This window comes from Streptococcus suis (assembly GCF_017601095.1).
GTDB lineage: Bacteria > Bacillota > Bacilli > Lactobacillales > Streptococcaceae > Streptococcus > Streptococcus suis_Z.
Genome location: NZ_JAGFUX010000002.1, coordinates 88,090 through 107,223 on the forward strand (window position 1 = coordinate 88,090; position 19,134 = coordinate 107,223).

General features: G+C 45.6%; 23 protein-coding genes, 1 tRNA gene and 1 pseudogene. 4 read left to right on the forward strand and 21 right to left on the reverse strand.

Annotation, left to right across the window (positions count from 1 at the left end):
• Positions 1 to 7: 7 nt before the first annotated feature.
• The 6 genes from J5566_RS10485 to rsgA are packed head-to-tail and all read right to left on the reverse strand — an operon-like array spanning position 8 to position 4,564.
• Positions 8 to 220 carry a hypothetical protein gene (locus tag J5566_RS10485; protein ID WP_244228931.1) on the reverse strand — a complete coding sequence of 71 codons (213 nt, stop codon included), beginning with the start codon at positions 218 to 220 and terminating at the stop codon, positions 8 to 10.
• Positions 220 to 1,161, reverse strand: coding sequence for a 3'-5' exoribonuclease YhaM family protein (locus tag J5566_RS01920; protein ID WP_208561844.1), 942 nt, complete (start codon positions 1,159 to 1,161; stop codon positions 220 to 222). The genes J5566_RS10485 and J5566_RS01920 overlap by 1 nt, the downstream gene beginning before the upstream one ends.
• A complete protein-coding gene (locus J5566_RS01925) occupies positions 1,151 to 2,389 on the reverse strand; it encodes a DNA recombination protein RmuC (RefSeq protein ID WP_208561845.1) in 1,239 nt (412 codons plus the stop codon). The genes J5566_RS01920 and J5566_RS01925 overlap by 11 nt, the downstream gene beginning before the upstream one ends.
• Positions 2,390 to 3,022, reverse strand: coding sequence for a thiamine diphosphokinase (locus tag J5566_RS01930; RefSeq protein ID WP_208561846.1), 633 nt, complete (start codon positions 3,020 to 3,022; stop codon positions 2,390 to 2,392). It abuts the gene before it with no gap.
• Positions 3,015 to 3,674 carry a ribulose-phosphate 3-epimerase gene (gene rpe, locus J5566_RS01935; protein ID WP_024377676.1) on the reverse strand — a complete coding sequence of 220 codons (660 nt, stop codon included), beginning with the start codon at positions 3,672 to 3,674 and terminating at the stop codon, positions 3,015 to 3,017. Before rpe ends, J5566_RS01930 begins: the two co-directional genes overlap by 8 nt.
• Before the next feature lie 14 nt (positions 3,675 to 3,688).
• Positions 3,689 to 4,564, reverse strand: coding sequence for a ribosome small subunit-dependent GTPase A (gene rsgA, locus J5566_RS01940; protein WP_208561847.1), 876 nt, complete (start codon positions 4,562 to 4,564; stop codon positions 3,689 to 3,691).
• A gap of 164 nt (positions 4,565 to 4,728) precedes the next feature.
• Between rsgA and J5566_RS01945 the strand changes: the two genes are divergently transcribed.
• Positions 4,729 to 4,810: transfer RNA gene (locus J5566_RS01945), tRNA-Leu, on the forward strand.
• 50 nt (positions 4,811 to 4,860) lie between these two features.
• Here the strand turns inward: J5566_RS01945 and rsmA are convergent.
• The 5 genes from rsmA to J5566_RS01970 are packed head-to-tail and all read right to left on the reverse strand — an operon-like array spanning position 4,861 to position 7,687.
• Positions 4,861 to 5,733 (reverse strand): 16S rRNA (adenine(1518)-N(6)/adenine(1519)-N(6))-dimethyltransferase RsmA, encoded by an 873-nt coding sequence (gene rsmA / locus J5566_RS01950; RefSeq protein ID WP_208561848.1) that lies wholly within the window; start codon positions 5,731 to 5,733, stop codon positions 4,861 to 4,863.
• A 41-nt stretch (positions 5,734 to 5,774) separates the two neighbouring features.
• A complete protein-coding gene (locus J5566_RS01955; protein ID WP_208561849.1) occupies positions 5,775 to 6,158 on the reverse strand; it encodes a hypothetical protein in 384 nt (127 codons plus the stop codon).
• A gap of 48 nt (positions 6,159 to 6,206) precedes the next feature.
• On the reverse strand, positions 6,207 to 6,356 hold the full coding sequence (locus tag J5566_RS01960; RefSeq protein WP_208561991.1) for a hypothetical protein: 150 nt from the start codon (positions 6,354 to 6,356) through the stop codon (positions 6,207 to 6,209).
• Positions 6,349 to 6,939, reverse strand: coding sequence for a ribonuclease M5 (gene rnmV, locus J5566_RS01965; protein WP_208561850.1), 591 nt, complete (start codon positions 6,937 to 6,939; stop codon positions 6,349 to 6,351). The genes J5566_RS01960 and rnmV overlap by 8 nt, the downstream gene beginning before the upstream one ends.
• Positions 6,902 to 7,687: a TatD family hydrolase gene (locus tag J5566_RS01970; protein ID WP_208561851.1), complete on the reverse strand. Its 786-nt coding sequence runs from the start codon at positions 7,685 to 7,687 to the stop codon at positions 6,902 to 6,904. Before J5566_RS01970 ends, rnmV begins: the two co-directional genes overlap by 38 nt.
• Positions 7,688 to 7,776: 89 nt before the next feature.
• Between J5566_RS01970 and J5566_RS01975 the strand changes: the two genes are divergently transcribed.
• The gene (locus J5566_RS01975) at positions 7,777 to 8,592 is read left to right on the forward strand and encodes a Cof-type HAD-IIB family hydrolase (RefSeq protein ID WP_208561852.1); all 816 of its coding nucleotides are present in this window, start codon (positions 7,777 to 7,779) and stop codon (positions 8,590 to 8,592) included.
• A gap of 62 nt (positions 8,593 to 8,654) precedes the next feature.
• Here the strand turns inward: J5566_RS01975 and J5566_RS10490 are convergent.
• A pseudogene (locus tag J5566_RS10490) lies at positions 8,655 to 8,768 on the reverse strand (large ribosomal subunit protein bL34); the annotation flags it as partial.
• Between the two features lie 213 nt (positions 8,769 to 8,981).
• On the opposite strand from J5566_RS10490, the gene J5566_RS01985 reads away from it, so the two are divergent.
• A complete protein-coding gene (locus J5566_RS01985) occupies positions 8,982 to 9,863 on the forward strand; it encodes a diacylglycerol/lipid kinase family protein (protein ID WP_208561853.1) in 882 nt (293 codons plus the stop codon).
• 49 nt (positions 9,864 to 9,912) lie between these two features.
• On the opposite strand, the gene rpmH is transcribed toward J5566_RS01985, so the two are convergent.
• The 7 genes from rpmH to J5566_RS02020 all read right to left on the reverse strand — a co-directional run bounded on the left by rpmH (position 9,913) and on the right by J5566_RS02020 (position 16,095).
• The gene (gene rpmH / locus J5566_RS01990) at positions 9,913 to 10,050 is read right to left on the reverse strand and encodes a 50S ribosomal protein L34 (RefSeq protein WP_018368178.1); all 138 of its coding nucleotides are present in this window, start codon (positions 10,048 to 10,050) and stop codon (positions 9,913 to 9,915) included.
• A 147-nt stretch (positions 10,051 to 10,197) separates the two neighbouring features.
• Entirely contained in the window at positions 10,198 to 11,211 is a 1,014-nt protein-coding gene (gene jag / locus J5566_RS01995; protein ID WP_208561854.1) for an RNA-binding cell elongation regulator Jag/EloR, read from the reverse strand.
• A 19-nt stretch (positions 11,212 to 11,230) separates the two neighbouring features.
• On the reverse strand, positions 11,231 to 12,043 hold the full coding sequence (locus J5566_RS02000; RefSeq protein ID WP_158456404.1) for a YidC/Oxa1 family membrane protein insertase: 813 nt from the start codon (positions 12,041 to 12,043) through the stop codon (positions 11,231 to 11,233).
• Positions 12,027 to 12,386: a ribonuclease P protein component gene (rnpA, locus tag J5566_RS02005; RefSeq protein ID WP_205030981.1), complete on the reverse strand. Its 360-nt coding sequence runs from the start codon at positions 12,384 to 12,386 to the stop codon at positions 12,027 to 12,029. Before rnpA ends, J5566_RS02000 begins: the two co-directional genes overlap by 17 nt.
• A 70-nt stretch (positions 12,387 to 12,456) precedes the next feature.
• Complete coding sequence (gene argH / locus J5566_RS02010; RefSeq protein ID WP_208561855.1) at positions 12,457 to 13,851, reverse strand: argininosuccinate lyase; 1,395 nt, start codon at positions 13,849 to 13,851, stop codon at positions 12,457 to 12,459.
• A gap of 13 nt (positions 13,852 to 13,864) precedes the next feature.
• Complete coding sequence (locus tag J5566_RS02015; protein WP_208561856.1) at positions 13,865 to 15,058, reverse strand: argininosuccinate synthase; 1,194 nt, start codon at positions 15,056 to 15,058, stop codon at positions 13,865 to 13,867.
• Between the two features lie 161 nt (positions 15,059 to 15,219).
• On the reverse strand, positions 15,220 to 16,095 hold the full coding sequence (locus tag J5566_RS02020) for a VOC family protein (protein ID WP_208561857.1): 876 nt from the start codon (positions 16,093 to 16,095) through the stop codon (positions 15,220 to 15,222).
• 107 nt (positions 16,096 to 16,202) lie between these two features.
• On the opposite strand from J5566_RS02020, the gene J5566_RS02025 reads away from it, so the two are divergent.
• Positions 16,203 to 16,703 carry an NUDIX hydrolase gene (locus J5566_RS02025; protein WP_208561858.1) on the forward strand — a complete coding sequence of 167 codons (501 nt, stop codon included), beginning with the start codon at positions 16,203 to 16,205 and terminating at the stop codon, positions 16,701 to 16,703.
• A 49-nt stretch (positions 16,704 to 16,752) separates the two neighbouring features.
• On the opposite strand, the gene mmuM is transcribed toward J5566_RS02025, so the two are convergent.
• Positions 16,753 to 17,700, reverse strand: a complete 948-nt coding sequence (mmuM, locus tag J5566_RS02030) for a homocysteine S-methyltransferase (RefSeq protein WP_208561859.1) — start codon at positions 17,698 to 17,700, stop codon at positions 16,753 to 16,755.
• Positions 17,701 to 17,712: 12 nt separating this feature from the next.
• Positions 17,713 to 19,089, reverse strand: coding sequence for an amino acid permease (locus tag J5566_RS02035; protein ID WP_208561860.1), 1,377 nt, complete (start codon positions 19,087 to 19,089; stop codon positions 17,713 to 17,715).
• Positions 19,090 to 19,134 lie beyond the last annotated feature (45 nt).

Consider the following 19,134-nt stretch of genomic DNA (forward strand, 5'->3'; position numbering starts at 1 on the left):
CCGACTCCTAATCCACCCAAAAGGCGATTGGCTCTGCCACAGGCAAACCTAAACCAAACAGGTTTTCAACTAATTGAAACTCTAATTGCTTAGCCTCATAGGCTGGTCGCTCTGCTATTCTCAAAAGACCAAGGCGACCATCTTCTAGCTGGACCTTGTACTTTCGGTCCGTGGACCAGCCTTTGGTGAGGGGCTGACGAGATACAATCCCAACTGCCATTAGTCTAGATTAGGCTTATAGAAGGCGCGGTTATCCATGGCAAAGATGCGGTTGGTCATCTCGCCTGGACCGACCTTGTCCAAGGCCGATAGCATCATCATCATTTCCGCATCGATGTTGTCAATCATGTGGAGGATTTCCGCCTCCATAATCTGCGGACGGACAGGGCTTCCATACTCCAAGAGGCCATGGTGGCTTAGGATAACATGGCGCAGAACAGTCACTTCTTCCTTGCTATCGTCGATACTCAATTCCACCAAGACCTTGGTAATCTCTTCATCAATCAGGGAAATGTGACCGATCAGATTGCCACGGACAGTGTAGCCTGTGTTATCAGGTCCTGTCAGTTCAATCACCTTGGCTAGGTCATGGAGCATAATCCCTGCGAAAAGCAGGCTCTTATTGAGCTGGGGATAAATATCACCAATTTTATCAGCCAAGCGGACCATGGTCGCTGTATGGAAGGACAAGCCTGAGTAGAAGGCATGGTGATTGGTCTTGGCTGCTGGATAGGAATAAAATTCCTTTTCATATTTACCGTACAGAGCACGGACAATCCGCTGCCAAGTGGCATTTTCAATGCGGAAAATCATCTGGCTCAGATATTCCTTGGTGTCCTTGACATCAACAGGAGGTTTTTCCTTAAAATCTGCAGGATCATTTGGCTCACCGGCTTTTGGCAAACGAAGAACCAGTTGATTGACCTGGGGGGTGTTGTTGTAAACCTCACGACGTCCCTGCATGTGAACAACTGTCCCAGCAGTAAAGTCTTTGATTTTCCCTGGTTGGGCATCCCAGACCTTGCCTTCAATCTCGCCCGTATCATCTTGGAAGGTCAGAGCTAGGTAGTCTTTGCCAGCTCGTGTTTGACGGACTTCAGCTGTCTTGATGAGATAGAATCCTTCGAAGAATTCATCTTTTTTCATTTGGTTAATTTTCATTATCTTCCTCATCTAATGGGGACAGGCCAAGCAGTCCCTTGGTTTGGTCATCTTCGTACAGGTCAATGATACGAAGACTACGCTCGATAGCGTTAGTGCGAGTGGTTAGGAGTTTATCAATATTGCTGCTGGCTTGATTGAGTTGTTTCTGAGCCTTAAGCAAGAGGTCAGAAAACTTGCCAAATTCCAGCTTGACATTGCCCAAGACCTTGGAAATATCATCGGCCGACCGTTGTATGTTGAGGGTCTTAAAACCGACGGAGAGGGAATTGAGCAAGGCAGAAAGGGTGGTCGGTCCAGCTACTACGATATTTTCCTGACGGCGAAGCTCATCAAAGAAAATCGGATTGCGAACCACTTCTGAATAAAGTCCTTCGGTTGGCAAGAACAAGACACCAAAGTTGGTGGTTTCAGGCGGATTGAGGTACTTGCTCTGAATGTCCTTGGCAAAACGTTTGATAGCTGCCAGGAGATTTTTGCGATGGAGGTCAATCTGGTCCTTATCCCCACTTTCGTAGGCATCTTCCAAGCGATAGTAATCCGCCAGCGGAAACTTGGAGTCAATCGGCAGATAGATATAGTCTCCCTCGGTCCGTCCTGGTAGCTTGACCGCATACTCCACGCGCTCGTTCGAGCCTGAAACCGTGGCAAACTCTCGCTCATATTGGCTAGGTGTCAAAATATCCTCGATAATCTGTCCCAGCTGCAACTCCCCCATGATGCCACGGGTTTTGGTGCCAGACAGCACCTTGTTAAGACTACCCACATCACGCGCCACCGTCTGCATTTCGCCCAGACCACGATTGACCGATTCCAACTGCTTGGACACCGTTTCAAAGGAGGCTTGTAGGCGGGTTTGCAGGGTTTTCTCCAGCTTTTCTTCAACCGTCTGCCGCATTTCTTCCAGGCGTTTTTCATTAGATTCCTGAATGGCCTGCAAACGACGGTCAGTGGCATCTCGCGTTTCCAAGTGGCTCTTATTCAGCTCTTGACGGATGTCGGTTAGCTGTTGGTAAAGCTCCGTGCGGAGTCTTTCCACCTCCTGATGAATGGCCTGCTGCTGTTTGAGAGTTGCATTTTCTAGTTGATAGCTGAGCTGGTCAGACAAGTTGTCTGCTGTATCTTCGGCTTGATCTTGCAAAAGCAGGGCCAAGCTCTGCCATTTTCCATAAAGAAAAACCAAGGCCACCAAGACCAGTATCAGCAAAATAAGTAGTACAATATCCATCTAATCCTTGTCCTTACTGTAGATCAGGACCACGTAACCCTGATCCAGTTGAATGTCTATGTCCCTATCTATAAATTCGTTAGAAGCATAGCATTTTTTGAAAAAATAATTGCTGGCATCCAGCGGGTACTTGGCATGGCGAATGGTCAGGCGACTCTGGTCCGATGGCATAAAGGAAATGTACCTCATACCAGCAATCGGTGACAAACGGTGCTGACCTGCAGGTCGAAAACGGACGACGTTCTGACTGTCCACCAGTTCAATCTGCTCCATAAAGGCAGCCAAGTCCGGCTCTGCAGCCAGAAAGAGATTGCTCATCATGTGGTCCATACGACCACCCAAGGCTCCGTATATGCGAACCTGGGCCTGTGGATAGGCCTTGAAGATTTCCTTTAAAGCCAGCTCCAAGTCTGTGTCATCTTTTTCAGCAGGAGCTTGCAAAAAACGCTCTGCTAGATCCTTTATCCGCCCTAATTCTTCAGGTGTTACCGAGTCAAAATCACCGATAGCCCAGTCAAGAGGCAGAGAAGCTTCCAATAGACGAAGAGAGCCTGCATCTACCCCCACATAGAGGTCGGCAGGCTCAGGAAGGCAGTCAAAGGAACCGCCTGCAATGACAGCAATCTTAATCATGGAGGGCTGCTCTCAATTTAGCAACGTTGGCATCCAAGTCTCCTTTGAAGAGGTAGGAACCAGCCACAAAGACATTGGCACCCGCATTTTTGGCTGAATGAATGGTCTTGTCGTCAATCCCGCCGTCCACTTCGATGTCAAAGTTCAAGCCTTTGTCTTCACGAAGTTTGACCAAGGCCTCAATCTTCTCAGCCACTTCTGGAATGTAGGCTTGTCCACCAAAACCTGGGTTGACCGTCATGAGCAGAACCTGATCCACCAAGTTGAGCACAGGCTCAATGGTCACAAGTGGCGTACCTGGATTGATGACCACGCCAACCTTCATACCAGCTGCACGGATTTTCTGCAAGGTTCCATGTAGATGAACCGTTGCTTCTGCGTGAATAGTCAAGATATCCGCACCTGCTCGAGCAAAGGTCTCGATATGATTTTCAGGATTGGACACCATGAGATGGCAATCGAAGACCAGCTTGCTATGAGGACGCATAGCCGCAACCACATCCGCCCCAAAGCTGATATTTGGCACGAAATGACCGTCCATGACATCAATGTGCACATACTCCACACCTGTCTTTTCTAGACGCTTGAGCTCTTTTTCAAAATTTGCATAGTCTGCCGCCAAAATAGACGGTGCAATCTTATAATGTGACATACAGAACCAACTTTCTATTTGAATTTCTTACTTACCTTGGTATAGGTTTCACGCTGATTTTGGATTTCGCTGAGGAATTGGAGATAATTGTCAAAGCGACTTTGGGAAATGGCAGAGCTGGCAACAGCTTCCTTGACCGCACAATCCGGCTCATGGGTATGGGTACAGGTCCTAAATTTGCAGTCCTGGCTGCTTTCCGCAATCTCTGGGAAACAATCTGTCAGAGCCTCCGCCTCCTTGACTTCATAGTCTAGGGATGAAAAACCTGGCGTATCCGCAATTTTCCCGCCGAAGACATTGTAGAAACTGACCGCACGAGTGGTATGGCGACCACGCCCCAGACTATCTGAAATAGCCCCTGTTTCCAAGGCTAATTCTGGTGCAATGCGATTGAGAAGAGTCGATTTACCAACCCCTGTCTGCCCCATAAAGACCGTCACCTTATCCTGCAATAATGGCGTCAATTCCTCCAAACTATAGACAAATGGATAGCCAATTTTCTCATAAATAACCTTGAAGTCATCCATTTCTGTCCTGTCTTCTACCAAGTCCATCTTAGAGATATAGATAATAGGATCCATGTCCTTCTGTTCAAGGAGAACCAGGAAACGATCGAGTAGATTGGCATTAAAATCAGGTTCCTTGACCGACATGATAACCACCGCCTGATCGATATTGACGATAGGAGGTCGAACCAAACTATTTTTCCGCTCATGAATCTTTAAAATATAGCCTTCTGAGTTTTCCTCCGCAGAAAAGTCCACAAAATCACCCACGTAGGGGGTTTGGCCTTTCTTACGAAAATTTCCTCTGGCTCTGGTTTGATAAATCTGTCCATCCGCCTCGACATAGTAAAAACCAGCCAAGGCCTTGATAATTCTTCCTTGCAATGAAGACTCCTTTGTGTGTACTTGCTACTATTATAACAAAAATTTCCTTGAAATTACGATGTCGTGCATGATATCTTGCTCCATCAGAAGAATTCACCTTTCAAAGACCAAAACAACTATTCCCTCTAGCCAAGTCAAGAAAAAAATAGTATAATAAAAAACAAGCGGAGGTGGTGGAACGGCAGACACGCATGCTTCAGGCGCATGTGCCCATCGGGTGTGAGGGTTCAAATCCCTTCCTCCGCATGATGAAACAAGAAACCCAAGTCAGTTGAACTGGCTTGGGTTTTGGTATGTTATAAACCGACTTCCTGGAGGCTATCAGACAAGCGTGCGAAGTCAGCCATGGAAAGTGCTTCTCCACGAACACTGGCTTCCAGCTCTGCCATGCCAAGTGCCCGCGTCAGCTTGTCCTTGACTTCTTCGGACTTGCCGAAATGGTTGGTCAGGTTGTTCCACAGGGTCTTGCGGCGGTGCACAAAGCTGGCCTTGGACACCCGGAAGAAGAAATCTTCATCCTTGACGCTCACCAAGGGTTGCTCGCGGCGGACCATTTTGAGAATGGCGGAGTCCACGTTCGGTGCGGGCACAAAGACGGTGCGAGGCACGATGAAAGCCACCTTGGCAGTCATGTAGTACTGGACCGCGATGGACAGGCTGCCATAGGCCTTGGTGTTTGGCTCGGCAGAAATGCGGTCAGCCACCTCCCGCTGCATCATGACCACGAACTCGCTGAAGGGAATTTTGCTCTCAATCAGGTGCATGAGGATAGGGGTGGTAATGTAGTAGGGCAGATTGGCCACAACCTTGATGGGCAGGTCAGGATTCTTGAAATTCTGAATCTGGTTCTGCAGGTCGGTCTTCAAGATGTCTTGGTTGACCACGGTCACATTATCAAAGCGACCCAAGGTGTCCGCCAAAATCGGAATCAAGCGATCATCAATCTCAAAGGCCATGACCTCAGCGGCAGTTTCCGCCAAAAACTCGGTCAAGGCCCCGATTCCAGGACCGATTTCGATGACATTGACATTTCGGTCAATCTCTGCCGTGTCCACAATCTTCTGTAAAATATTGGTATCGGTCAAAAAGTTCTGACCGAAGGATTTCTTAAAGGTAAACCCGTGGCGTTCAAGGACGGCACGAGTAACGTTTTTGTCTGCGATTCTCATTTATTTTTCTCTCTAACAATATTTGATATCAATTTCTCACATTACAATTCATCATGAAAAAGATACATTTCGATAAAATCTTCATTGGTTATATCTCTCTTCAAATAATAATTTTGATAATGTACCTGAACAATAGGACTCTCTATTCGCAACATTTCATCTACTGATTGAATTCCTGACATGTATATCATTTTAACAGAAATATCTTTATCGTTCCTATCTATTTCAAATCTCTGTATATAATTGCTAATATACTCGTAAACCGTATCGTAATCAATTGTATCGGAATGACCAAATAAATCAAATGTATTAAACAAGAAGACAGCTTCTCGGAAAAAGTCCAATCCCTCACTTTTCGGCAAATAACTATGCCTAGTTAATACCTTTACAGAAAAAACATTAGCAGTAACTTGATGATGTTGCATCCATAACCTCCCTAAATTTAACCATTTATCAATCCCATACTATCAATTTTAAAACTTACAATCATGGAAACTCTCATCCTCCCAAACAAGGACATTAGCCGGTAGCAAGTAGGTCACTTCTTCATAAGATGAGTAATTCTCATAAGTTGGCTCAAACTCGTTTTTTACCAAGCACTTAACAGCGTAGACTCTATCCATGATAGCTCACCATACACTCTTCAACCTCCACCAAACTTATCCCAAACAGCTCCAAGCGTTTGAGGAGTTGCTTGCCGTTGCAGTAACCGATGCGGAGTTTTTCTCCCATATACTCCCTCCGCTTGCGGCTGTCTCCACCCATCAGTAACCCTAGACGAATCAGATCTTTCTGGCTAATGTCAAAGTTATGTTCATCATCATAGTAGCCACGAACGCCCGCCAGGGCCTTTCCTAAGTCTTCAAAGCTGGCGTGCTCAATGCCCAAGGACCGCCCTTTTGTTTTGGACTGGGGCCGAGCCTCGTCCCGCTGTAAGAAGGCGTGTTTGACAGTGGGAATGGCCTGCATAATGATTTTTCGAATCCGCTCGCCATTGTAGTCTGGGTCAGTAAAGACAATCACGCCACGCAGGTCATGGAGTTTCTCGATGCGTTCCAAGTCATCGTCTGATATGGCAGAGCCTCTGGTTTCGTAGGTATCCACCTCGTAAAATCGTTTTAGGTTTGCCGTGTCATCCTTGCCTTCAACAACAAGAACTTCTTGTATCTTAATTTTCTGAGTCAATTCTGAACAAGCTCCTTGCATTCTCGTAGGTTGCTCTCGCCACCTCTTCGACCGACTGGTTGCGAAGTTGGGCCAGCATATCCACCACATATCTGGTGTAGCCGGTGCGATTTTCCCGACCACGCTTGGGAACAGGCGCCAGGTAGGGTGCGTCCGTTTCGACCAGGATTTTTTCTAGGGGCAATGCTTGCGCCGCTTCCTGAAGTTCGACGGCTTTTTTGAAGGTCACTACTCCCGAGAAGGAGATGTGCATACCCAAGTCCATGAAGGCCTGAGCCTCCTCCAGCGTACCAGAGAAGGAATGCATGATACCTCCGCGCGGACCGACGCCGACTTCCTTGATGATCTGGTAGGTATCTTCCAAAGCATCACGAGTATGAACCACAAAGGGCAAATCCAACTGCTTGGCCAACTCCATCTGTCGCTTGAAGATATGGGCCTGGGTTTCCTTATCTGCCGTCATCCAGTAGTAGTCCAGCCCAATCTCCCCCAGGGCAATGACCTTGGGATGCTTAAGAGCCTTGAGTAGATAACGTTCAACTTCTTCATCATAAGTGCCAGCCTCTGTCGGATGCCAGCCCAATGTCAGATAGATTTCAGGGTGCTGGTCAGCAAGCTCTATAGCCTTGTCAATGGTTGCACGGTCAAAACCGACCACATTGTGGAGGGTGACCCCCATCTCCTTAGCAAAGTCTAATTCTTCTTGGACCCGACCGTCAAACTGTTCAACATTGAGGTGGGTGTGGGTATCAAAAATTCCTAGTGTCATACTCTTATTGTACCACAAGTCCCATGGAGGACCTAATCTTGTATGTGCCAGACAAGTATGGTACAATGAGCCTACTTAGGAGGTACCTCATGATTCGACTCTTGGCCATTGACTTAGACGGCACTTTGTTAACTTCTGAAAAGACCATTCACCCTCGGGACAAGGCTGCCATTCAAGCTGCCAGCCAACTGGGAGTGACCATCTTATTGGCAACGGGCAGACCTATTTCAGGGATCAGGGATTATTTTGAACAACTCGACATCCCTGAACAACCTTATGCTGTTGGAAACAACGGCTGCTTGACCTTGGCAACCAAAGACTGGTCCATCCTAGACTATCACTCGGTACCTGCTGAGCAAATCGCCTCCCTTTATGCACTTTTAGAAGATTTTCCAGACCTAAACTTGGTCCTCTTCACACCTCATGCCAATTATGCCTTGGGCAAGTTTCTCAATGAAGCTGCCATCCAGGATGCCCAGGTCGAGTCATCCGTTCTCTATCATATTCAGTTGGATGACTTTCTAGCCCTGCAATTACCCGTCCTTGTTCCAATTTTCATGGGCGAAACTGAGCGACTGACAGCTTTTCAAAAACGCTACGAGTCAGACCTCTCGCAGCACTACCATCCTGTGCGTAGCCTAGCTCACGCCTTCGAAATACTTCCTAAGGGGGTCAATAAGGGAAGCACCGTCTTAGCCCTCGCCCACAAACTCAAGATTTCTCCAGAACAGATTATGGCCATTGGCGATGGCAACAACGACGCTGAACTTCTCACCATGGCAGGCCTTGGAATTGCTATGGGCAACGCGACGGAGTCCATCAAAAGCCTGGCTGATTATATAACCTTCACAAACGACCAGGCAGGAGTCGCCCAAGCCATTGAACACTTTATCCTCTCCCAATAGCAAGAAAAAACCAACAGACTCGAGTTTCTGTTGGTTTCATTTGTTTCATCTGATACCTCTACAAGCACTTTGCATCTTTCACGACGACGAGCTGAGAATACTCGACGACCGTTTTTAGTTGACATACGGTTACGGAATTCGTGTTTACGAGCATGACGGATTGTACTTGATTGAAAAGCAGGTTACAGGATAACAAGCAATTTAGAAAAGCTTTCATTCCAAACATCACTTGATCGAATGAATTTATACCTAGTATTGAAGTTGCCATCAAATTAGACTTTACCTCAACTACCCGAACATCTACCAATAGAAGTTCAGTTCTTTGTATGGGGTGTGTAAAAAAGTGTATAATAAAGAATATCAGAATAAAATTGAATTGGAGAATCATCATGAAAGAAGCCTTGTTAGTTGTCAATCCTAGTTCTGGTGGTGAAAAAGCACCAGAATTTCAAAAACAAGCCAAAGAGAAGCTAGAAACCTATTTTGATCGTGTAGTTGTCAAGGAAACCCAAAAAGCTGGTGATGCTACTAGCTTTACCAAAGAAGCCGCACAAAATGGATTTGACAGTGTCTTTGTCATGGGTGGCGATGGTACCGTCAACGAAGGTATTAGTGGATTAGCCAACCAAGAATTTCGGCCTAACTTCGGATTTTTCCCATTAGGAACTGTTAACGATTTAGCACGCGCTTTAGGAATACCACTAGATCCTGCCGTCGCAATCGAAAACTTTGACCCAGAACGCAAGCGCCTTCTTGACATTGGTCAGGTCAACAATTCCTATTTCATGAACGTCGTTGCAATTGGTGCCATTCCTCAGGCCATTAACAATGTAGACCCCGAAGAAAAGACACGTTACGGCAAGATGGCTTATTTTATCAATGGGTTTAAAGAGCTTCTCAACAACCAATCCTACGAGTTTGAAATAGAATTGGATCAGGAGACAGAAACAATCACTTCCACTACCTTACTCATCGGCTTGACAAATTCAATTGGCGGTTTTGAGACCCTCCTGCCGAATGCCAAGGTCGACGACGGATTACTCCACTTGGTCTATTTCAAAGACAGCCACTTCCTCGATACCATTTCAGCCATCCCCCAACTCATGGGAGGTGTCACCGAAACCAGTGCCAGTCTCGGCTACAAGACATTTGAAGAAGGAACAATCAAGCTATCTGAGGGGGAGCTAACTATCAACCTTGATGGGGATGAGGGAGACCAATTGCCAATCCATATCAAAGTTCTACCTTCTCACTTGACCGTTTATTATTAAACAAAAAAACCAACAGACTCGAGTTTCTGTTGGTTTCATTTGTTTCATCTTATGCCACTGCAAGCACTTTGCGTCCTTTACGACGACGAGCTGCTAATACGCGACGGCCGTTTTTAGTTGACATACGGTTACGGAATCCGTGTTTACGAGCACGACGGATTTTACTTGGTTGAAAAGTACGTTTCACGATGAATACCTCCTCTTAGATTCTTGTATTCGTTTAGCCGGCTAGTTTTGATCAGTTACTAAACATACCAGGCTATTTTACCGAAAATCGGTTGCTTTGTCAAGCTATTCTTTCATCAAGTTATGAAATTCAATATGAAAGCGATTCCTAATCGCGTTGACTATCCACATCTACAACAACATAGCGATTTGGTTCGCTACCTTCTGAGTAGCTGGTCAAACCTTCCATTTTCGAAATGATGCGGTGGATAATCTTCCGCTCGCTGCTAGACATTGGGTCTGTGTGGTAGGCTTCGCCTTCCAATAAGACACGCTCTGCTAATTTTTGGGCGTAGCCCTGCAAGACTTCTGCACGGTGCTCAACGTAGTCATTCACGTTGATAGAAATGTAAAAATTGCGCTCGTAACGGTTGAACAAGTAGTTCTGCGCCAAGAGTTGCAAGGATTTCAGAACCTTACCATGGTAGCCAATCACACGTCCTGGTTCATTGGTATCAATCTGCAAATTGATCGAACGACGGTTGTGGCTGCTGTCGATAGTTGTTTCCACATCCATATCATCCAAAATGGATTGGATGTAGGCTGTCACCTGCTCCACCACCTCTTCAATCTGGTAGCTTTCCTGAACCGGAATGTCCAAATCAGCAAATTCTTGTTGAACTGTTGTTCGCTCTTCCTCAACTGGTGTCACTGGCTCAGTTACTTCCACTGCTGGCGCGATTTCTGGACTAGTTTGGGCTACAATCGCATCTTCTTGAATGATTTCGATACGACCGGTTTCTTCCAAAATCGTCTTCGCATCTTTTTCATTTTTCAAAATCTGTGCCTTGATGCGGTCATCCAATACCTCACCAGACTTCTCAAATTCTTTCACAGCCGCGACTACTTTCCCGAGGTCTATTGTTGCTTCTGAAACACTTTTCACCGGTTCATTAAGCTCGTTAATCTCTGAAGGAACCCCACGGACCGCTTTTTGGTTGGCTTTGACAACCGTTGTTTCATTGATCACATCGATATCAACAACAGCTGGCTTCTTTCCAAAACCAAAGAAACCTTTTTTCTCGCGAGCGATGACGGTGATATGTGCTTTTTTACGCGGAATATCCAATTCCTGCAAACCATTCTGTATGGCTTCTTCTACACTTGATCCTGTAAATTTCATCTTTTTCTCTCCTCATCTCCTATTTCTTTTTCCCAGCTTTTTTCTTAGCCCGTCGAATCCGCGCCTGCCGTTCTTTTTCTTCATCAATCTTGGCTTGACGTTCTGCGATGATTTTAAATGGATTGTTTAATAGCAGGGTTTGGAAGACCTGATAGGCATTTGAAACGGTCCAGTAAAGGGCGACACCACTTGCGGCATTGATAGCAAAGAAAAAAATTACCAAGGGCATGGTGTACATCATCACCGTCAAAGCCCCATTTTTTTCCAGCGCAGCTTTATTGGTAAGCCAACTGCTGGCAAATGTCAGGGCAGCAGCCAATAGCGGTAGGATAAAATAAGGGTCCGTTTCGCCAAGGTTCAACCAGAGAAATTGCCCTACTTTCAATGCTTCAACACTAGTCAAGGCATTGTAAAGAATCATCAAAATCGGCAACTGAATAAAGAGTGGCATCATGGACGATCGCATGCTGACACCGTGTTCCTTGTAAAGCGCTCGTGTCGCTTCTGTCAAGGCCTGGCGGCTATCTAAGTCTGTCCCTGGATACTGCTCTTGGAGGGCACGTAGCTGTGGTTGAAGGTCCTGCATTTTCCGATTGGATTCCATTTGGATTTGGAAGAGGGGTAAGAGCAGGGTCCGAATCAAAATGGTAAAGAGGATAATCCCGATACCAATTTGGCCATTGATGGACAAAAATTGAATCATGCTGGCAAACCAGTAAATAAGCTGGTCCCAGATACCTGTTGACTGGCTGGTCACTTCACCTGTCCCACATGCTGACAAAAATAAAAGGACAAAGGCAGAGAGGCTAGCCCACTTAACTTTCTTTTTCAAGAGTTTCACCTTCCTGGAATAGATTGGCTAGTTTTAAAACATGAAGCAGGTTTTGATAGACTTCTTGGTAACTCAATTCTTCCACACCCTTTCGTGCAATGATGACAAAGTCTTCTGATTGAAGAAAGGGTTTGAGTTCCTGTAACACATGGCGCAGACGGCGCTTGATTTGATTGCGAGTGACTGCATTTCCAAGTTTTTTACTAACCGATAGACCGACCCGAAAATGGTCCCGGCCCTGTGGCAGATGATAGACAACAAATTTACGGTTGGCTACATTTTTACCTTTGTTAAAAATCTCCTTGAAATCACGCTCTCGTTTAACACGGTAGGTTTTTCTCAAAACTGAACTCCATCTTTCAAAATTACTTCTATTATACCATAAAATTCAAAAAAGCCAATAAACATCACGTTTAGAGGCTTTTTGGAGCTAGTATTTGCTCTTTTGCTTGTTGAATTTGCCAATAAATCGATTCAAATCCAGTTCCACCTAGCGAATTTCTTCGTGAAACTGCAGTCTTAGACTCTAAGGCTGTATAAATATCCGGTCCAATCATCGATGAGATTTCCTGATAATGCTCCAAAGGTAGGTCCTGTAAGTAACAACCTGACTTGCTACATTCCAAGACCAGTTTTCCGACAATTTCATGAGCCTGGCGGAAGGGCATTCCCTTGCTGGCCAGATAATCTGCCAACTCAGTCGCATTTGAAAAATCCTTCTCTGTTGACTGGGCCATCTTCTCCTTATGGACCGTCATAGTAGCCAACATTCCAGCAAGAATATCAATCGAAACCAAAATGGTTTCCGCACTATCAAACATTCCCTCCTTGTCTTCCTGCAAGTCCTTGTTATAGGTCAAAGGCAGGGATTTCATGACTGTCAAAAGACCTACTAAATTCCCATAAACCCGACCCGTTTTTCCCCGAATCAATTCTGCCATGTCTGGATTTTTCTTCTGTGGCATGATAGAGGAACCTGTTGAAAAGGTGTCGGACAGGGTGACAAATTGGTACTCGTGTGAACACCAGTTAATGATTTCTTCACAGAGGCGGGACATGTGCATCATGAGAATACTGGCATTTGACAGAAATTCCAAGATAAAATCACGGTCAGACACCGCATCAAGGGAATTGCTATACGGATGGGCAAAGCCCATAAAATCAGAGGTCATCTGACGGTCAATGGGAAAGGTTGTCCCAGCTAAAGCCGCCGCACCAAGTGGGGATACATCTGTATGCTGAACATTGAACCCAAACCGTTCCTTATCCCGTTGGAACATATTATAGTAGGCCAATAAATGCTGGGCAAAACTGATAGGCTGGGCATGTTGCAGGTGCGTATAGCCAGGCATAATGGTTTCTATATGCTGCTCTGCCAGATCCAATAAGACTTCCTGCAAGTTGATCAACTTATTGATAACTTGGAACAAGGTATCCTTCAAATAGAGGTGCATATCCGTAGCTACCTGATCGTTCCGAGAACGAGCTGTATGAAGTTTGCCTGCAACTGGGCCTATTTTCTCCGTCAATAGACTTTCGATATTCATGTGAATGTCTTCGTTTCGAATATCAAAGACCAACTTGCCAGCCTCATACTCCTCTAGTAATTCTTCCAATCCGGCTTGAATGACCTGGGCCTCAGCTTGAGCGATAATCCCAGTTTGCTCCAACATCTTGACATGAGCCAGTGAGCCTTGAATATCGTATTTGGCCAACTTTTGGTCGAAGCGGATGGAAGCTCCGAATTCTTCAACCCATTCCTCAAGACTGGCTTCAAAGCGACCTCCCCATAATTTCTTTGCTTCCATAAGCTCCTGCTTTCTAGTCTTTTTTATGAATTTCTGCATTGACCTTGGTTGGTAATCCCCAAAGCTTGATGAAACCAACTGCTGCATCTTGATCAAATGTATCAGCACTGGTATAGGTTGCCAAATCTTCGTCATAAAGTGAATTTGGAGATTTACGAGCAACCACTTTGGCTGATCCCTTATACAACTTCACTTTTGCGATTCCATTCACGACAGATTGAGTTGCTTGCAGGTAAGCTTTCAGTGCCTCAGTTGCAGGGTTGAACCACAAACCATTGTAAATGAGATTGGATAATTCATTGGAGATGATCGGTTTGAAATGCGAAACTTCCCGCACCAGGGTCAAATCTTCGATTTCCTTGTGGGCTGTCAAAAGGGCAATAGCTCCTGGACACTCGTAAATCTCCCGTGACTTGATTCCGACTAAACGATTTTCCACGTGGTCAATCCGACCTACACCATGCTTACCAGCTATTTCATTGAGTTTTTGAATGAGATTGGCTAGGCTGAGTTCTTCGCCATTGACCGCAACGGGAACACCAGCCTTAAATTCAATATCAACATATTCGGGAGTATCTGGTGCATTTTCTGGAGAAGTAGTAATACCAAAAGCATCTTCTGGCGCTTCATTCCATGGATTTTCCAAGACACCACACTCATTGGCACGACCCCAGAGGTTTTGGTCGACTGAATAAGGGCTATCTAAATCAGCTGGAACTGGTACACCATTTTCCTTAGCAAATAGGATTTCCTCTTCACGCGCCCACTTCCATTCACGAACAGGTGCTACAACTTTCAAAGTTGGATCCAAAGCCGCAATCGCTACTTCAAACCGTACCTGGTCATTTCCCTTCCCTGTACAACCATGAGCGATGGTCGTTGCACCAGTCTTGTGCGCCATCTCCACTAACTTTTTAGAAATCAGAGGGCGACTAAGTGCTGATACTAGTGGATATTTTTGTTCATAATATGCATGAGCTTGTAGGGCAGGCAAAACGTATTCTTGAGCAAATTCTTCTTTCACATCCAAAACATGCGATTCAATTGCACCGATGGAAAGAGCCTTGTCATGAATAAATTCGAGATTTTTCCCTTCACCAACATCCATACAAACCGCAATGACATCATAGTCTTTTTTCAACCATGCAATCGCAACTGAAGTATCAAGACCACCTGAATAGGCTAAAATCAACTTTTCTTTTGTCATAAGTTTTCTCATTTCTATGTTTAATTATTCAAAACTTATGACTATTATAGGGTATATTTATACTTTTTGCAACATAAATATACAAAATTTATAAGATTTTTTGTATATTTTCAACTTTCTTTGAAAATGAGCAAAAGAAAAAACTGACCGAAGTCAGCTTTTTAGGATAAAATCTCTTTAATCTGGTCAAAATCCAGACGACGCATTTGCAGAACAGCATCATTAACAGCCTTGACGGTTTCTGGGCTAGCCGTATCGTATGCTTCCATCAAAATACGCGGTACAATCTGCCACGAAATACCAAACTGGTCCTTGACCCAACCGCACATTTCCGCCTCTGGCACTGCTGATAGGAGGTCATAATAGAAATTGAGTTCGTCCTGACTATCCACATAGACCATGAGCGAGAAAGCTTCGTTGAATGAAGCTTCGCCACCGTAGCCGTGGTCCATAACAATCATTTTCTGTCCAGCGACAAGAAGTTCCGCATAATTCAGTTTGGCAGCCTCAACAGCAGCCTCCCCTTCACCGTAGTAGGAAAGTTGACCGACACTAGCCTGAGGGAGCTTGTCCTTGTAGTAGTCCAACATAGGCTGGGCCAAACCTACCTGTTCCTGCGAGAAGAGCAGGCAGATGTCAAACTGATAAGGCTTGTCCAAGTCGGGTGCATAAGATAGTTGCCAAGATAGACCAAAGCGGTCTTCCAACCAGACATAGTAAGGGCTGAAGGGATACTCTCCCAAAGGCATGAGAATACGACCGCCTTCTGACAAGGCTTGGTACAAACGTGTCACTTCATCCTTGCTGGCTACATTGACCATAAGGGACATGGACTCATTGAGCTTAAAGTATGGACCCGCACTAATAGCCACCAAGGTCATATCCCCCAGTGGAAACTGAATCAAGTCCGAATCACCCGAAGGCGTATCCGTAATGGTGTAGGTCCAGTCAATCTTGCCACCGAAGAGGTCCACATAAAAAGCCACCGCTTCTTTTGCCTCTGTGTCATACCAGAGATGAGGAATGATAGGTTGCATAAGATTTCTCCTTTTCTTTCGTCAGCCCATTATACCACACATTTGTTCGTACAAGCTCACAGGAAAATTTCCTATGCTATAATAGAAAGATAGAAAAGGAGCAAGCTATGGAAATCTGGAACGCCTACACAGCCGACGGGCAGCTGACCGACCACACTCTCACACGCGGAGAATCCATTCCCGACGGTCTCTACCACCTGGTCGTCGAGTGCATCATCCGCCACCGCGACGGCAGCACCCTCTTCATGAAACGCGACAGCACCAAACCCTCCTACCCTGACTATTATGAAGCGACAGCAGGAGGTTCGGCATTGTTTGGGGAAATAGCAGAGCAGGCTATTTTACGCGAAGTCCGCGAAGAGACAGGCATTGAGCTGACAGCTGACCAACTCCGCCACCATACACACTTTGTCGCCCATGATGACCAGTGTATCTTCCACTGCTACTGGGCTGAAACCGACTGGGACAAAGCTGCTATCCAACTCCAAGCCGAAGAAACCAGCAACTACATCTGGGTCCCACAAGAAAATTTGAAAGATTTCCTGGAAACAGAACTAGTCATTCCAAGGCAGAAAGGCTATGTGGAGAGGTTGTTTTTAGAAAGCTAACCTCCCTTAACAGATAAACCCCCGCTATCACACGACAGCGGGGATACTTTTATTTCAATCCAGCAACTAGACTTGCAATATCAGCTGGTCGAGTACGGCAACAACCTCCAACTACCTTGGCACCCAGTTCGTGCCATTTAAGTGTGTTGTCCAGAAGAGAATGGCTGTCGTCTGCCTTTTCCTTCCAAGTTTGAGTGGCTCCATCATAGACTTCCCCAGAATTTGGATAGGTGACAAATGGTTTATCCGTTTTTTCTCTCAACTGACTGAGAAAGGCTGAATAGAGCGAGGGAGCCGTACAGTTAAGACCAACCGCCAAAATCTGCTCACTACTGTTGACCAGCTCTGCTATTTTTTCAATAGACGTTCCGTCAGAAATCGACTGACCGTCCTGTGATGTGAAGCTGATATAGGCTTCAGCCTCTGGAAAATCCTCTACCAACAGCTCTACTAAAGCTTGGGCTTCAAGAACATTTGGAATGGTTTCCAATGCCAAGAGCTCAGCCCCATGTTCTAAGAGAAGCTGAATTCGACGGCGGTGGAAGTCTTTTAACTCTGACAGACTAATGTTGCCATAGTCACCTGTATATTCAGCGCCGTTGGCCAAATAGGCTGCGTAGGGACCCACGTCACCTGAAATGAGAGGGTAGGTTCGTTGTACTTTTTCAGCTTCAGACAATTCTGCCCAGACCTCATCACGCGCTTCCTTGGCCAAATCAACGGTCAAGCGAATGAGTTCCTCTGCCTCTGCTGGTAACAAACCAACTTCTGCCAGTCCTTCAAAGGTCGCCTGATAGGTTGAGGTTGTCACCAAGTCGGCCCCAGCACGAACGTAGTCCTTATGAATATCCTTGATGTACTGGGGATTTTCCAATAGATATTTGGCAGACCAGAGCTTGCCCGATACATCATGACCACGAAACTCTAGCTCCGTTCCAAGAGCGCCGTGCAAAATGATGTATTCCTTTTGTTCTAATAGTTCTTTAAAACGACCCATACTCGATCCCTCCTACCACTTTTTAAAGCGGATATAGTGATAAATATAGCAGCCAATCATGAATGGCACACCAAAGTAAAGACCAGCACGCTGAGAAGGATCCCAGCCGATTCCGATGATAGAAATAACCAGCAGAACAACCGTAATCCATGGCAAGGTCGGTGAGAAGGGCGTCTTGTATTCCAATTCATCTTCGCTGTGATTCTTTAAAAATTCACGACGGAAACCGATTTGTGCAAGCGGAATAGCCAACCATGCAATGACAACCGCAAAACCAGCGATAGAAACCAGGGCCAAGAAGATGGTATCTTCTGCATAAATTGAGGCAATCAAGGCGATCACAACACCAATCATGGACAAAATCATGCCACGCATGGGAACACCGTGTTTATTAATTTTTACCAATTCCTTACTAATCATGCCTTCATTGGCCAAAGACCACAGCATACGACTTGAAGCGTAAAGTCCTGAAGTTGAGGCCGATAAGATAGCTGTCAAGATGATAAAGTTCATAATGTCAGCAGCATAAGGAAAACCTATCTTGTCCAAGACAAGTACGAACGGTGCTTCTGTCACACCTGCTTCTGACATAGGAAGTAGGGCTGCCAAAACAACGATTGTTAGGACAAAGAAGATGACCAAGAGACCGATTGTCGATTTAATGGCTTGCGGTACAGCTTTCTTGGGATTATCTGTTTCACCTGCCGCAATTCCGATCATTTCCACACCTGAAAAGGCATAGTTAACAGACAGCATGACCGTGATAAAACCAACCAGACCGTTAGGAAGTAAGCCGTTACTTGTGATATTGTTAAATAGCGGCGCAGCATTGGTTCCCTCAAATGGCAAAATACCAAAAATAGCCAAAGTCCCAAGCACGATAAAGGCTGCAATGGCATAGACCTTGACAGACGAGAGTGCCTCCTCCGCCTTGGCAAACCAACCGACAGATAGGGTGTTCAATCCAAAGACAATAACCGCAAAAATCGTCGCAAAAATCCAAATCGGCACACTAGGAAACCAGCGTTGCATAAGCTGGGCTGCCCCCACAAACTGCGAGGCCAGAGCAACGACCCAGCAAAGCCAATACATCCAGGCCACCATGAAACCAGTACCTGAACTGATAAACTTGGTCGCATAGGTGTGGAAAGATCCAGTCACCGGCATTGCAACCGACAATTCTCCCAAAGAGAACATGACCAAATAAACCATGACAGCTCCGAAAAGATAGGCCGCAATAGCTCCAAACGGCCCAGCCTGTGCAATGGTATAGCCTGAACTCAGGAACAAACCTGTCCCGATAACCCCGCCGATGGACAACATCTGCAAATGGCGACTGTTCATCTCGCGGTTAAAAGTCCCTTGATTTTCAAAATTATGATTTTCCATACACTCTCCTAAATTATTGTGATTATTCTATCATATCATGGATTT

What these genes read in the sequence shown, in the direction of transcription:
- jag (WP_208561854.1), bottom strand. Translation starts at nt 11,211, where the DNA reads ATGAAATTTACAGGATCAAGTGTAGAAGAAGCCATACAGAATGGTTTG.
- J5566_RS01920 (WP_208561844.1), bottom strand. Translation starts at nt 1,161, where the DNA reads ATGAAAATTAACCAAATGAAAAAAGATGAATTCTTCGAAGGATTCTAT.
- J5566_RS01985 (WP_208561853.1), top strand. Translation starts at nt 8,982, where the DNA reads ATGAAAGAAGCCTTGTTAGTTGTCAATCCTAGTTCTGGTGGTGAAAAA.
- J5566_RS01930 (WP_208561846.1), bottom strand. Translation starts at nt 3,022, where the DNA reads ATGATTAAGATTGCTGTCATTGCAGGCGGTTCCTTTGACTGCCTTCCT.
- mmuM (WP_208561859.1), bottom strand. Translation starts at nt 17,700, where the DNA reads ATGGGTCGTTTTAAAGAACTATTAGAACAAAAGGAATACATCATTTTG.
- J5566_RS02020 (WP_208561857.1), bottom strand. Translation starts at nt 16,095, where the DNA reads ATGCAACCTATCATTCCTCATCTCTGGTATGACACAGAGGCAAAAGAA.
- J5566_RS02015 (WP_208561856.1), bottom strand. Translation starts at nt 15,058, where the DNA reads ATGACAAAAGAAAAGTTGATTTTAGCCTATTCAGGTGGTCTTGATACT.
- J5566_RS01970 (WP_208561851.1), bottom strand. Translation starts at nt 7,687, where the DNA reads ATGACACTAGGAATTTTTGATACCCACACCCACCTCAATGTTGAACAG.
- J5566_RS02025 (WP_208561858.1), top strand. Translation starts at nt 16,203, where the DNA reads ATGGAAATCTGGAACGCCTACACAGCCGACGGGCAGCTGACCGACCAC.
- rnmV (WP_208561850.1), bottom strand. Translation starts at nt 6,939, where the DNA reads ATGCAAGGAGCTTGTTCAGAATTGACTCAGAAAATTAAGATACAAGAA.
- rpe (WP_024377676.1), bottom strand. Translation starts at nt 3,674, where the DNA reads ATGTCACATTATAAGATTGCACCGTCTATTTTGGCGGCAGACTATGCA.
- J5566_RS10485 (WP_244228931.1), bottom strand. Translation starts at nt 220, where the DNA reads ATGGCAGTTGGGATTGTATCTCGTCAGCCCCTCACCAAAGGCTGGTCC.
- J5566_RS01960 (WP_208561991.1), bottom strand. Translation starts at nt 6,356, where the DNA reads ATGGATAGAGTCTACGCTGTTAAGTGCTTGGTAAAAAACGAGTTTGAG.
- J5566_RS01975 (WP_208561852.1), top strand. Translation starts at nt 7,777, where the DNA reads ATGATTCGACTCTTGGCCATTGACTTAGACGGCACTTTGTTAACTTCT.
- J5566_RS02035 (WP_208561860.1), bottom strand. Translation starts at nt 19,089, where the DNA reads ATGGAAAATCATAATTTTGAAAATCAAGGGACTTTTAACCGCGAGATG.
- J5566_RS01925 (WP_208561845.1), bottom strand. Translation starts at nt 2,389, where the DNA reads ATGGATATTGTACTACTTATTTTGCTGATACTGGTCTTGGTGGCCTTG.
- rsmA (WP_208561848.1), bottom strand. Translation starts at nt 5,733, where the DNA reads ATGAGAATCGCAGACAAAAACGTTACTCGTGCCGTCCTTGAACGCCAC.
- J5566_RS01955 (WP_208561849.1), bottom strand. Translation starts at nt 6,158, where the DNA reads ATGCAACATCATCAAGTTACTGCTAATGTTTTTTCTGTAAAGGTATTA.
- argH (WP_208561855.1), bottom strand. Translation starts at nt 13,851, where the DNA reads ATGGAAGCAAAGAAATTATGGGGAGGTCGCTTTGAAGCCAGTCTTGAG.